This is a genomic window from Thalassotalea agarivorans, assembly GCF_030295955.1.
GTDB classification, from domain to species: Bacteria; Pseudomonadota; Gammaproteobacteria; order Enterobacterales; family Alteromonadaceae; genus Thalassotalea_D; species Thalassotalea_D agarivorans.
The window spans coordinates 580,116-592,840 of sequence record NZ_AP027363.1; the positions used below are offsets into that span (position 1 = coordinate 580,116).

16 protein-coding genes are annotated in these 12,725 nt (G+C 42.3%); 8 read left to right on the forward strand and 8 right to left on the reverse strand.

The window, feature by feature from the left end:
* Positions 1-22 precede the first annotated feature (22 nt).
* The 7 genes from QUD85_RS02695 to QUD85_RS02725 are packed head-to-tail and all read right to left on the reverse strand — an operon-like array spanning position 23 to position 5,832.
* Positions 23-1,519 carry an RNA polymerase factor sigma-54 gene (locus tag QUD85_RS02695; protein ID WP_093330251.1) on the reverse strand — a complete coding sequence of 499 codons (1,497 nt, stop codon included), beginning with the start codon at positions 1,517-1,519 and terminating at the stop codon, positions 23-25.
* Positions 1,520-1,554: 35 nt separating this feature from the next.
* On the reverse strand, positions 1,555-2,283 hold the full coding sequence (gene lptB / locus QUD85_RS02700; protein ID WP_093330248.1) for an LPS export ABC transporter ATP-binding protein: 729 nt from the start codon (positions 2,281-2,283) through the stop codon (positions 1,555-1,557).
* Between the two features lies 1 nt (position 2,284).
* Positions 2,285-2,785: a lipopolysaccharide transport periplasmic protein LptA gene (lptA, locus tag QUD85_RS02705; RefSeq protein ID WP_093330246.1), complete on the reverse strand. Its 501-nt coding sequence runs from the start codon at positions 2,783-2,785 to the stop codon at positions 2,285-2,287.
* Positions 2,736-3,317, reverse strand: a complete 582-nt coding sequence (gene lptC, locus QUD85_RS02710; protein WP_093330243.1) for an LPS export ABC transporter periplasmic protein LptC — start codon at positions 3,315-3,317, stop codon at positions 2,736-2,738. The genes lptA and lptC overlap by 50 nt, the downstream gene beginning before the upstream one ends.
* On the reverse strand, positions 3,314-3,859 hold the full coding sequence (gene kdsC, locus QUD85_RS02715) for a 3-deoxy-manno-octulosonate-8-phosphatase KdsC (protein ID WP_093330241.1): 546 nt from the start codon (positions 3,857-3,859) through the stop codon (positions 3,314-3,316). Before kdsC ends, lptC begins: the two co-directional genes overlap by 4 nt.
* Complete coding sequence (locus QUD85_RS02720) at positions 3,859-4,827, reverse strand: KpsF/GutQ family sugar-phosphate isomerase (RefSeq protein WP_093330238.1); 969 nt, start codon at positions 4,825-4,827, stop codon at positions 3,859-3,861. The genes kdsC and QUD85_RS02720 overlap by 1 nt, the downstream gene beginning before the upstream one ends.
* Positions 4,828-4,851: 24 nt before the next feature.
* A complete protein-coding gene (locus tag QUD85_RS02725) occupies positions 4,852-5,832 on the reverse strand; it encodes a calcium/sodium antiporter (protein WP_093330236.1) in 981 nt (326 codons plus the stop codon).
* A gap of 317 nt (positions 5,833-6,149) precedes the next feature.
* Between QUD85_RS02725 and mlaF the strand changes: the two genes are divergently transcribed.
* From mlaF to murA, 7 genes are read left to right on the forward strand one after another with little or no spacing between them, the layout of a single operon-like run.
* A complete protein-coding gene (mlaF, locus tag QUD85_RS02730; protein ID WP_093330233.1) occupies positions 6,150-6,941 on the forward strand; it encodes a phospholipid ABC transporter ATP-binding protein MlaF in 792 nt (263 codons plus the stop codon).
* An 8-nt stretch (positions 6,942-6,949) separates the two neighbouring features.
* The gene (gene mlaE, locus QUD85_RS02735) at positions 6,950-7,729 is read left to right on the forward strand and encodes a lipid asymmetry maintenance ABC transporter permease subunit MlaE (protein ID WP_407705085.1); all 780 of its coding nucleotides are present in this window, start codon (positions 6,950-6,952) and stop codon (positions 7,727-7,729) included.
* A gap of 39 nt (positions 7,730-7,768) precedes the next feature.
* Complete coding sequence (gene mlaD / locus QUD85_RS02740) at positions 7,769-8,239, forward strand: outer membrane lipid asymmetry maintenance protein MlaD (RefSeq protein WP_093330230.1); 471 nt, start codon at positions 7,769-7,771, stop codon at positions 8,237-8,239.
* A gap of 5 nt (positions 8,240-8,244) precedes the next feature.
* Positions 8,245-8,880: an ABC transporter substrate-binding protein gene (locus QUD85_RS02745; protein ID WP_093330227.1), complete on the forward strand. Its 636-nt coding sequence runs from the start codon at positions 8,245-8,247 to the stop codon at positions 8,878-8,880.
* Between the two features lies 1 nt (position 8,881).
* Positions 8,882-9,169, forward strand: coding sequence for an STAS domain-containing protein (locus tag QUD85_RS02750; RefSeq protein WP_093330225.1), 288 nt, complete (start codon positions 8,882-8,884; stop codon positions 9,167-9,169).
* Positions 9,170-9,191: 22 nt separating this feature from the next.
* On the forward strand, positions 9,192-9,449 hold the full coding sequence (locus QUD85_RS02755) for a BolA family protein (RefSeq protein ID WP_093330222.1): 258 nt from the start codon (positions 9,192-9,194) through the stop codon (positions 9,447-9,449).
* 36 nt (positions 9,450-9,485) lie between these two features.
* Entirely contained in the window at positions 9,486-10,745 is a 1,260-nt protein-coding gene (gene murA / locus QUD85_RS02760) for a UDP-N-acetylglucosamine 1-carboxyvinyltransferase (RefSeq protein ID WP_093330220.1), read from the forward strand.
* A 148-nt stretch (positions 10,746-10,893) separates the two neighbouring features.
* Here the strand turns inward: murA and zapE are convergent, their stop codons facing one another.
* Positions 10,894-12,009, reverse strand: a complete 1,116-nt coding sequence (zapE, locus tag QUD85_RS02765) for a cell division protein ZapE (protein ID WP_093330217.1) — start codon at positions 12,007-12,009, stop codon at positions 10,894-10,896.
* A gap of 183 nt (positions 12,010-12,192) precedes the next feature.
* Here zapE and QUD85_RS02770 point away from each other — a divergent pair, with 183 nt between their 5' ends.
* On the forward strand, positions 12,193-12,648 hold the full coding sequence (locus QUD85_RS02770; RefSeq protein WP_093330213.1) for a YhcB family protein: 456 nt from the start codon (positions 12,193-12,195) through the stop codon (positions 12,646-12,648).
* Positions 12,649-12,725: the final 77 nt, after the last annotated feature.

Here is a 12,725-nt window from a genome sequence, read left to right on the forward strand (position 1 = left end):
TTCCTCATGTTGATTTACTTGCTTACAGTAAACTTTTTCGTTGATTAGAAGGTGGGATAGACAAAGACTCTCGGTATTTGGCTATCGTTCTGCGTGCTACGTTAATGCCTTGCTCCGCAAGCACTTCCGCCATTTTACTGTCGCTCAGAGGTTTTGCTGGATTTTCTGCAGCAACGAGTTTTTTTATCAGTGCGCGTATCGCGGTTGATGAACACTCACCACCGTTTTCGGTACTGACATGGCTTGAAAAGAAATATTTGAGTTCAAAAATGCCGCGAGGTGTATGCATGTATTTCTGCGTGGTGACACGAGAAATGGTTGATTCATGCATATCGACCGCCTCTGCAATGTCGTTTAACACCATCGGGCGCATTGCTTCAGGACCATGCTCAAAAAAACCTTGCTGGCGCTGAACAATACAGTTAGACACTTTTAGCAGCGTATCGTTTCGGCTTTCTAAACTTTTAATAAACCATTTGGCTTCTTGCAAATGGGAACGGATAAATTGACTATCGTCTGTTGATTTCACCGATTTAGACATCGCAGCATAGTGCTGGTTAATTGACAGCTTAGGTGCTGTGTCAGGATTAAGTTCTACCACCCAACGACCATTTTTCTTAGTGACGGATACGTCCGGGATAACGTATTGCTCTTCTTCATTGATCACTGTTTCGCCAGGGCGAGGATCTAAGGTTTGAATCAGTCGCATCACTTCTCGAAGTTGATCTTCTTTCAATCGAGATTTGCGCATCAGTTGACGATAATCTTTGGCACCGAGTAGATCGATGTAATCGGTAATCACCATTTTACTCTCGTCAAGCCATGGGGTGTCATTGTCAAACTGGTTTAATTGAATCAACAAACATTCAGCTAATGAGCGGGCACCAACGCCGACAGGATCAAACATATTGATGCGTTTTAACACCGCTTCTACTTCATCTAACTCAACTTCTTCAAGCCCGACACTCTCGAGAATATCGTCTGTACTAATGGTGAGATAACCGGCGTCATCTATGGCGTCGATAATAGCGGTAGCAATGATACGGTCAGTGTCAGTAAATGGTGTTAGCTCCATTTGCCAAAACAAATGATCTTGTATCGAGTCAGAGGTGGCACCTTGGTAACTGTAGTCATCGTTGTTTGGCGCTAAACCGGTATTTGAGGTACCAGCACTAAAGCTTTCATCCCAAGTGCTATCGACAGATAGCTCCTGGGGTATATCATTAGCTTTCATTGCATCGGTTGTAGAAATTTCATCTGCAGTTAGCGCCGCGTCTTCACTGCCATCACCGGTAGCTTGCTGTGTTTGCTCACTATACGCACTCTCAAGATTATCCATCGCCTCATCGTTTTGCGAGGCCGAATTTTCGTCCATTTCAAGTAATGGGTTGGTATCTAACGCTTCTTGGATTTCCTGTTGCAAATCCATGGTCGACAATTGCAACAATTTGATCGCCTGCTGAAGCTGCGGCGTCATCGTTAAATGTTGACCAATTTTTAGTTGAAGCGAAGGGCGCATAGGGTGAATTTGTTCCTTTTACTGCTTACTGTTAACTATAGCTTGAATTGCTCGCCAAGGTATACATCTCGAACCTGCTGATTAGCCAAAATTTGATCTGCATTACCTTCTGCAATTAATTCTCCGCGACTCACTATGTAAGCGTGTTCACAAACATCTAGAGTTTCACGTACGTTATGGTCAGTAATGAGTATACCGATACCACGATTTTTCAAGTGAACAATGATGTTTTTGATATCACCAACCGAAATTGGATCGACACCTGCAAAAGGTTCGTCTAGCAAGATAAATTGAGGGTTAGCCGCAAGCGCACGTGCTATTTCTACTCGGCGACGTTCACCGCCAGACAGCGCCATACCTAAATTTTCGATAATATGGCCTATATTAAATTCTTCTACCAACTGATCTAGCGTTTGTTCACGCTCAACATCAGTTAAATCTTTGCGCGTTTGTAAAATCGCCATGATATTGTCGCGTACACTTAGCTTTCTAAAAATAGAAGCTTCTTGTGGTAGGTAGCCAATACCTGTCCTTGCGCGCTCGTGCATAGGTAGCAAGGTTAAATCTTTGTCATCTAAGGTGATGCTACCTTCATCGTTTGGTACTAAACCAACAATCATGTAAAACGACGTAGTTTTGCCTGCACCATTGGGGCCTAAAAGCCCTACAATTTGGCCTTGGCTTACTTTTAAACCAACATTCTTAACGACTTTTCGGCCTTTATAAGATTTTGCTAGACCTGTTGCTGTAAGTGTTGCAGCCATATTAATTCTTCTTTGGTAGCTCTTTAATTGTGGTAACTGTTTCGTTGTCACCTAGGCTTTTAGCTGTTTGCTTTTGGGTCAGCGTGTTGTAGGTGATAAAGTCTGCTTTAACCTCGATTGCATTGTCACTAAGTTGCGCATTACCGGTAATAGTGACAAGGTTTTTCGCAGGTTCATAAACTATCTTTTCGGCTTCCATTTCAACAAAATTATCTTCTAAGGTTTTTTCAAATCTTGCTGGTTTACCCTGCGCAGTATATACCTGATCACCTGTTTCAATATTTTGTTGCGCTTGCACTGTGTCAGCTGTAATTAACAATGTGCCTTGAACAATGCGCACATTATCTTGATAAATTACGATACGCTTTTTTAAATCACCTGATTGCTCATTAGACGTAATCTTCACCGGTTCAAAGGGCGCTTCGCTTGCTTCTTCTTCGGCTAGAACAAGATTAGTGTTGAGCAGCAAGGCTGCGAGTATCATGTGTAATTGTTTGGTCATGCTGTTGTAATGTCCAAATTTTAGTATTTAAGTTAACCGTTAATCCTGAGCCATAAACGGTAAAACCATCACCCTCGATAACTATCGCTTTGTCTGATGTTGCGATACTGGTCGTTAAATCGAGTTCTATATATTCACCTGTAATAGCTTGTAGCATACTTGATTTATCTTCCGTTGATAATCGCACATTGTTATTAAGTATAACGCGCGTGTTTTCTTCAAGTTGACCTGCTGCTGCACTCATCTTCCAAGGTAAGCCAGCATTGGCTGAAAACAACGTATAGTTTGGTTGTTCAAAGTTAGTCACATCACTTGTTGAAAAGTGTTCCATTCTGTCCGCATGTACAGTGTAAGTCAGTTCTCCACTTTCATCATACACATCGGTTTGTAGATTCTTTGCTATAAAGTCAGGGCTTTCTTCGATAATTGTCTGGTTTTGTTCTTGCCCATCTTTAAAATGCCATTCAAAAATAGCATAGATCAACGCAGCTGTTGCTAGCGCAGTAAGTGTTAAGCCGTAAAGCCGATTCATACGCTAGCGCCACGTGCGGCAGCCAAAGTGCCTTGCAGTTGCATAATGGTGTCGCATACTTCGCGCACACAACCAGAGCCACCGTTAATAGACGTGATATAGTCTGCGCCAGCCTTTACTAGCGGATGAGCATCGCCTACGGCTACGCCCAATCCAACGTGTTCTATACACACTAAATCAGGCATATCATCACCTATATAAGCAACTTGCTCAGGCGCTACTTGGTATTTTTCTAAAATTGATGTCAGGGCTGGAAGTTTATCTTCGGTTCCTTGAACAATGTCGGTAATGTTTAATGACGTCATGCGCGTTTGCACGATATTTGAGGTTCTACCTGTGATTACCGCCACTGGCACGCCGCTTGCGATTAATGCTTTAACGCCAAAGCCATCTTTTGTGTTAAAGGTTTTGAGTTCTTCGCCATCATTGCCCATGTAGATCTTACCGTCAGAAAATACGCCATCAATATCGCAAACAAGTAATTTAATTTTGGCAAACTTTTCCGCCAATTGCTCAGATATATCTGTATATAGCGTTTGCATTAAAGTACTCCTGAAGTCAGTAAATCGTGCATATTCATTGCACCAACGGGTTTATGATGATCATCAACAATGATAAGGCCATTAATTTTTCTGTCTTCCATTACCTTTAAAGCCTCTGCCGCTAACATGTTCTCATTAGCGGTAATCGGTGAACGTGTCATCACCGCATCTATCTTGTCTTCTTTGATATTGATATTGCTTTCTAAGATTCTACGCAAATCGCCATCGGTAAACAGTCCGACCAGTGTATTGTTGTCATCAACAATAGCCGTCATCCCTAGGCCTTTTTGTGACATCTCTAGTAAGGCGTCTTTAACTGTGGCGGTATGAGAGACGATTGGTAGACGTTCGCCTTTGTGCATAACATCGCTTAATTGTAATAATAAGCGTTTGCCTAAACTACCACCAGGATGAGATAAGGCGAAGTCATCTGAGGTAAAACCTCTCGCATTAAGCAACGCTACGGCTAGAGCATCGCCCATTACTAGGGTTGCAGTGGTGCTAGAGGTTGGCGCAAGGCCTAATGGGCATGCTTCTTTTTCAACCGCGATGCAGATATGAGTGTCGCTATATTTTGCCAGGGTAGAGCTTGGGTTGCCTGACATGGCGATCAGAGTGGCACCTATGCGTTTAATTACGGGAATTATGGTAAGCACTTCAGCTGTTTCGCCAGAGTTTGAAATAGCCAATACGACATCTTCGTCGGTAATCATACCTAGGTCGCCATGTGACGCCTCACCAGGATGAACAAAAAACGCGGGTGTGCCAGTACTTGCCAATGTAGCTGCTATTTTACCGCCGATATGACCAGATTTTCCCATGCCAATTACAACGACACGGCCTTTACAGTCGTAGAGGTACTGACAGGCTTGTACAAAGTCTTGGTTAACGTATTTAACGAGGCCTTGGATAGCTGCTTGTTCTATCTCTATGACATCTAAGGCTAATTTCTTGAAATCTTTTTCCATCGTGGTGCCTAATTTCTGCCTTTTCTAAGCATGACTTTGAAACAAAATGACTTGATATGCAATAAAAGTTAGTAATAAAACTGCGCCTTTTAAGCGCGTAATTCTAAATCGTCCGAACGTGCGACTAAAACAAAGGAAAAACAGGAGACCGGTTACACCTAGCATGTAAGGCGCATCACGCACCGCTGCTTTAGGGTCGATATCACCGGGTGCAAATAAACCGGCAAGCGAAAGCACAGCTAAAATATTAAAAATATTAGAACCAATAATGTTACCTATAGCTAAATCGTCTTCCTTTCTAATAATACTCATTACGCTGGCAGCGAGCTCAGGTAAACTTGTCCCAATAGCGATAATGGTTAATCCAATTACTAGGTCACTTATGCCAAATTGCTTCGCGATAAAGACGCTAGACTCCACCAAAAAATGTGCGCTTGCCGGCAGAATTATCATACCCACAACAAGCCATAACAATGCGCTTGAATTAGTCACGTTATCAGGGACTTCATTTTGTGCGTCGATGAGTAAAGGGTCATCTACCTGTCTCCCTTTTGCTCTGTGCAAGGTTATAAGTAGCAAGGCAATGATGTAAACGAAAAAGCCAACAAACAATACTATGCCTTCCGTACGTGAGAAGTGTGCGTCTGACACCATCCAGTAAGCAAGTAGAGTTATTGCAAAAGTGAGAGGGATTTCTTTTTTAACGGTTTCAGAAGACACAGCGAGCGGCGCCATAAGTGCGGTAATACCAAGCACTAGGCCAATGTTGGTGATATTTGAACCAATCGCATTACCAATACCTGTGTCTGCATTCCCTTGTAAACCAGCCGTTGCGGCAACCATCATTTCCGGAGCTGACGATCCCATTGCAACAATGGTTAATCCAATGATCATCGGTGATATGCCAAAATTTCTTGCAACAGCAGAGGCGCCAAAGACAAATTTATCAGCACTCCATACAAGCGCGGCAAGAGATACAATTAATATGAGAACCTGAATTAACACGGTAAGCAACCCGAATAATTATTATGTAAATGCTATTCCTTAAATTGTCGCCCTTAGTTGAAGAAAAAAAAAGAAAAAATTGAAAATTTCCTCATTTCCTTCATCAGTTGACGGAAAAAAGCACAATTAAAAAAGAATATGAACTTATTAACCTTGAAATACTCCATTAATAACCACACTTAGTGCTAAAACAACTTAGTGCAAATGAATTACTATAAGTTTTTGCTCTGCAGTGCATTTCGCTTTGTGCTAGGTTAGAATCATCTCAACACAGACTTGCTAGGTCGTCATAAGGAATTGAACAAAAAGTATTACCTATGTCAGATACCTTAATCGATATTCAAAATATGACATTTAAACGCGGTTCACGCGTGATATATGACAATGTCAATATGACCATTCCCAAAGGAAAAGTAACCGCTATTATGGGACCAAGCGGGATTGGTAAAACTACATTGCTGCGCCTTATCGGTGGGCAATTAAAACCTGATCAAGGCAAAATCTTTATCGATGGTCATAATATCCCGAGTTTAAGTCGCAGCGATCTTTATACGGTACGCAAGCGTATCAGTATGCTGTTTCAAAGCGGGGCATTGTTTACCGACATGAGCGTGTTCGACAATGTTGCGTTCCCATTGCGTGAACACACCCAATTAAGTGAAACCTTAATTGAAAAGATGGTGTTAATGAAGTTAGAAGCCGTAGGACTTAGAGGTGCAAAGAACCTCAAACCTGCAGAGCTTTCAGGCGGTATGGCAAGACGAGCAGCCCTTGCCCGAGCGATTGCATTAGATCCTGAGCTCATTTTGTATGATGAACCATTTGCGGGACAGGACCCTATATCTATGGGGGTTATTGTGCGTTTAATCAGACAGCTTAGTGATTCGCTCGGCTTAACGTCAGTGGTTGTATCGCATGATGTGCAAGAAGTTATGAGTATTGCTGACTATATCTACATTATTGCTGAGCGAAAAATAATTGGTCAGGGTACACCAGAAGAAATAAGACAAAACGCGTCACCTTTGGTGAGGCAATTCGTGCAAGGAGAGGCTGATGGACCTGTACCATTTCACTTTCCTGCCCAAGATTACAAAGATGAACTGTTGTAGGTGAATAAGTGATAAAAAGTATTTCCACTCTTGGAGCAAACACGGTTTCATTGATAGCAGGCTTGGGACGCGCATGTATGATGTTGGTTTCATCTTTGCTCCATGTACCCAACGTCCGAAAAGGTACGCCATTGCTGATAAAACAGCTTTATCATGTGGGTGTTCTATCATTAATTATTATTTTAGTATCTGGCTTATTCATCGGCATGGTGCTGGCGCTCCAAGGCTATACCACGTTGGTGGATTTTGGCGCTGAATCGAGTTTAGGTCCGCTTGTCGCGCTGAGTTTGCTACGAGAGCTTGGTCCGGTTGTAGCAGCACTGCTTTTCGCTGGGCGAGCGGGCTCTGCCTTAACCGCGGAAATCGGGTTGATGAAAGCGACTGAGCAGCTATCTAGTATGGAAATGATGGCTGTTGATCCGTTGCGACGTATTATCGCACCAAGATTTTGGGCAGGATTTATTTCCATGCCATTGCTCGCTGCAATCTTTTCGGCTGTGGGTATTTTAGGTGCGCACTTGGTGGGTGTTGAGTGGCTTGGCGTTGACCAAGGGACGTTTTGGTCTGCAATGCAAGCGAAAGTTGAATTAAGAGAAGACATATTAAACGGTGTTATTAAGAGTTTAGTGTTCGCGTTTGTGGTGACTTGGATAGCGGTATTTAAAGGTTATGACTGTGAGCCAACATCGGAAGGGATAAGTCGCGCAACAACAGCAACCGTTGTTCAGTCGTCTTTGTTGGTATTAGGTTTAGATTTCGTATTGACTGCATTGATGTTTACCAACTAATGATGCGTGCAGTTAAAATTTTGAGAGAGTGGTGAAGACATGGTGTCTAAGAAAATTGAATTAACAGTAGGCTTTTTTGTTGCGTTAGGGATAGCAGCCCTACTGATGTTAGCGCTGAAGGTTGCTGATAGCGGAATGTCCGGTAATGGTGAAACCTATAAGTTGTACGCCAAGTTTGACAATATTGGTGGCTTAAAAGTGCGCTCACCGATTAAAGTCGGCGGTGTTGTTGTTGGGCGTGTTGGTGATATAACCCTTGATAAAGAAGACTATGTGCCGGTTGTAACGCTTGAAATCTACACCCAATATACAGATTTTAGTGACAGTACGTCAGTTTCTATCCTTACTGCCGGTCTACTGGGTGAGCAGTACCTCGGCATAGCGCCAGGTTTCATTGACGAAGAAAGTGAAATGTTAGAAGCGGGCGATTATATTGAAGACACTAAATCGGCGCTGGTATTAGAAGAACTTATTGGTCAATTTTTATTTAATCAGAATCAATCGGAATAGTTATTATGAAGCGTTTTTTTCAAGCCTTTTTTGTTGTTCTTTCCTGTTTAGCTACCCCTGTATACGCAGTAGACGGTATTGATGAAACAAACCCTTACTTGTTAGTGCAACAAGTTGCAGACAAAACGTTTACCCGTTTAAAACAGCAACAAAATGCCATCCGCGCCAATCCTAATCTGTTAAAAGATGTTGTGCGCGAAGAGTTAATGCCTTACATCAACTACAAGTATGCAGCGGGACGTATCTTAGGTCCTCAATATAAAAAGCAAAGCAAGGAAGATATTCGCGCTTTTATTCCAGCGTTTAGAGACTACCTTATTACCTCTTATGCTCAGGTGTTCACACTGTATAACAATCAAACGGTAGACTTCGAATCGGAGAAACCTATTAAAGGGCGTATTGTGCAAGTTAAAACGGTGATTAACGATCCTGCACGCGGCAAGATAGACATCATTTTTAAAGCACGTCTAGAAAAGAAAACACAAACGTGGAAAGCTTATGACATGATCGCAGAAGGCGTGAGCTTATTAGACGCGAAACAGAAAGAATTAAACAGCATTATCCGTCAAAAAGGGCTAGCGCACGTGACTGAAATGTTAAAGGAAAAAGCCGCACAAGATATCGTCTTTAAAGAGCAATAACATGCAAGTTAATATCGATAAACATCTAGCCTTGCTTAGTGGTGAATTAACACGAGAAACTGTGCCACATATCAAACAAGGTGATTTTGACAAATTGCTTGCACAAGATAATGCCACCATAGATTTTGCCAATGTGTCTCGCACCGATACCGCGGGGCTGGCTTGGATATTTCTGCAGATGTCTGTTGCAAATAGGCTAGGTGGTAAATTGGTACTAACTCATTTATCAAATGATGTGTTAAAGTTAGCAAAATTAAGTGGTGTTGAAGCACTACTGCATTCCAAATAACGAAGACTTTAGTAGGTAGACTGTGGAAGTTTCTGAAATAGAACAATTACTTAATGACGCTTTAGCGTTAGATGAACTACATGTGAAGTTTGACGGTTCACAATGTGTTGTGATCGCGGTGTCAGATGAAATTGCAGCATTAAGTCGTGTAAAACGTCAACAAGCTGTATATGCGCCATTAACCGAAGCGATTAATGCGGGCACAATTCATGCTGTTACCATAAAGGTTTTTTCTACGTCAGATTGGCAACGTGAAAAAATGTTTAACTTACCTTTATAATCCCTCCTGAATAATTAGATAAAAAGATAGATAACATTGGACGCTTTTAAAATTAATGGTGGAAATCCACTAAAAGGTGAAGTCACCATTTCAGGTGCAAAAAATGCAGCGCTACCGATCCTTTTCTCGGCGCTATTGTCACAAACACCCATTCGTATTAGCAACGTACCGCGTTTGCGAGATATCGAAACAACCAATAAACTGATAGCGCAGTTCGGTGCAGACGTACATTGGGCAGATGACAATGATGTTGTTATTGATGCGAGTAACATAGAACATTGCTTAGCGCCTTACGACTTAGTTAAAACCATGCGTGCCTCTATTTTAGTATTAGGTCCATTGTTAGCGCGCTTTGGTCATGCAGAGGTCTCGTTACCTGGTGGTTGCGCGATAGGTGCACGTCCTGTTGATCTGCATATTCAAGGTTTAAAAGCCATGGGTGCAACTATTGAAGTAGACAATGGTTACATCAAAGCAACCAATGAAGGCCGCTTGAAAGGTGCGAACATTTTCATGGATGTTGTTAGTGTTGGTGCTACCGAAAACTTGATGATGGCTGCTGCTCTGGCTGACGGCGTAACAGTGATTGAAAATGCGGCACGAGAGCCTGAAATTGTTGATTTGGCTAATTGTTTAAATGGTATGGGCGCAAAAGTAGAGGGCGCCGGTACAGATACGCTAACCATTACTGGTGTTGAAGCGCTTAACGGTGAGCATCACAGTGTTATGCCTGATCGCATTGAAACTGGCACCTACTTGGTGGCTGCTGCGGTCACTCAAGGTGATATTAAGTGTTTAAAAGCAGATCCGCATGCCCTTGATGCGGTCATAGCAAAGTTACAAGAAGCGGGCGCTCAAGTGGACTTTGGTGATGACTGGATCAGTTTGAAGATGGAAGGTCGACCTAAAGCTGTTAACATCAGAACAGCGCCACATCCAGCGTTCCCTACTGATATGCAAGCACAGTTTGTTGCACTTAATGTGGTTGCAGAAGGTACAGCTAAAACCACTGAAACCATCTTCGAAAACCGATTCATGCACGTGCCTGAACTGCAACGTATGGGTGCGAACATCAGTTTGGAAGGTAATACCGCTATCTCAACAGGCGTAGATCAATTGACCGGCGCTCAGGTAATGGCGACCGATTTACGAGCATCTGCCAGTCTTGTTATCGCTGGATTGGTGGCAACGACCGAAACACAAGTGGATAGGATTTATCACATTGATAGAGGCTATCAAAAAATTGAAGACAAGCTGCAAGGGCTTGGCGCAGATATTGTGCGAATTTCAGTATAAAAAAAGGAGCCTAGGCTCCTTTTTTTATGTCGATAAAAGCGCGGTTTTTAGGAACAAGGAGCGTGACGAAATGGACCGCGTTGCTTAAGGGAACAAGGAACGTGGAGTTCTTTCAACTCACTGCACGTAGCCAATAGCGCTAGCAATTTTAAGGCAAGTGCTCGCTGGCTAGATAATCGGTTGATTGCATCTCTTGCAGGCGCGATAAACAGCGCTTAAATTCAAAGGCTAAACCTCCGTGGCTGTAAAGCTCTTCCATAGCCACTTCCGCGGAAATTATCAGCTTTACTTTACGCTCATAAAATTCATCCACTAGCGCGATAAAACGACGCGCCGTGTCGTCGCAATCAACGTTCATCTGTTTTACGTTGGCAAGTAATACAGTATGGTAAAGCTTACTTAATACCATGTAGTCACTTTGGCTACGCGCACTTTCACACAATACCGAAAAATCAAAATGGACAATGCCTTCCGCTTCACGTTCAGTCCTGAGCGGGCGATGATTCACTTCAATAATTTTACCTGAGCTGCCTTGGTCAATGGCCAACTGGTTAAAATAAGTGGTCATGTTTAACTGGGCTTGGTTGTCCAGCGGGTGATGATAAATTTCTGCTTGTTCTAACGTACGCAAGCGATAATCGATACCGCTATCAACATTAACAACTTCACAATGCTCATTAATCAATTCAATGGCAGGTAAAAATCTCGCACGTTGTAAGCCGTTTCGATAGAGCTCATCGGGAACAATGTTAGATGTAGCAACAAGCACGACTTTATGCTTAAACAGTTCCTCAAATAGAGTACCTAAGAGCATTGCGTCAGTAATGTCAGATACAAAGAATTCATCAAAACAGATAATAGACGTTTCTTCGGCGAAACGTTTTGCGATAATTTTTAGCGGATCTGATTGCCCAGATAAGCTTTTTAGTTCTTCATGAACACGGTGCATGAAGCGGTGAAAGTGCACACGCATTTTATTGTTAAATGGCAGGCTTTCGTAGAAGGTGTCAACCAGGTAGGTTTTTCCGCGACCTACACCTCCCCAAAAGTATAACCCTTTAATTTGCGCCTGCGGTGCCGGCGTGACAATACGTTTCCAACGATTAAGCACTTTCTTAAAGCCGCTGACTGGCAAAGGCTTGTGTTGCAAGTCTTGATACAGTCGTTGTAAGTGACGAACTGCATTTTCTTGCGCTTGGTCATAGTGAAAGTCGTCGCGCTTTAAATCTTGTTGGTATTTTTCCAACGGAGAAAGTTTAATCATTTGGTTATAAAATCGATCTAATTACTTGAAAAAATCCAAATAAGGAACATATTGTAAGTTAAGGTCTAATGACCTTTTTAGCCATTTCGGGTTATAGTAGCACTATTGATACGAATTTCTTGTATCAATGACTACAGGCATATTTTCACTAATTTTCTCATTTATTACAACGAAGGAAGGCTTATGGATGTTGTTATAGGTTTAATTGTTTTTGCTTTAGGTGCAGTCGCCGGCTTTTTCGCAAATCATTTTCTATCAGATGCGAGCCGTGAAAAGCAAAAATATGCTGAAAAAGCTTATAAAAGTGAAGCTGCGTTAGCGAAGTATAAGCAAGACGTTGCCGAGCATTTAGAAAGCTCTGCAAAATTGCTTGAGCAAATGAATGAAACCTGCCAAGTGGCAATGAAACAAATGTCACAAAGTACTCAATTGCTTAAGCAAGCTACACCAAAAGACGCTGCTTCTATGCCGTTTTTCTCTGAAGAAACGCAAGAGCAATTAGCTAAGACAGTTGCGTTGCGTCATGACCGCTCTAAGAAAGACGAAGAGCAAGTAACACAGGCTCCACTAGATTATTCGGGTGAAGCGAGTGGCTTATTCAATGATAAGTCACAAGTTGTTACAAATAGTGAAAACTAATTCTCTGAACTTCTCGTATTGCCTTTGGTCAATGATATCGTACATGCATTAAAACGCATGCGTGATAGATAAAGGCC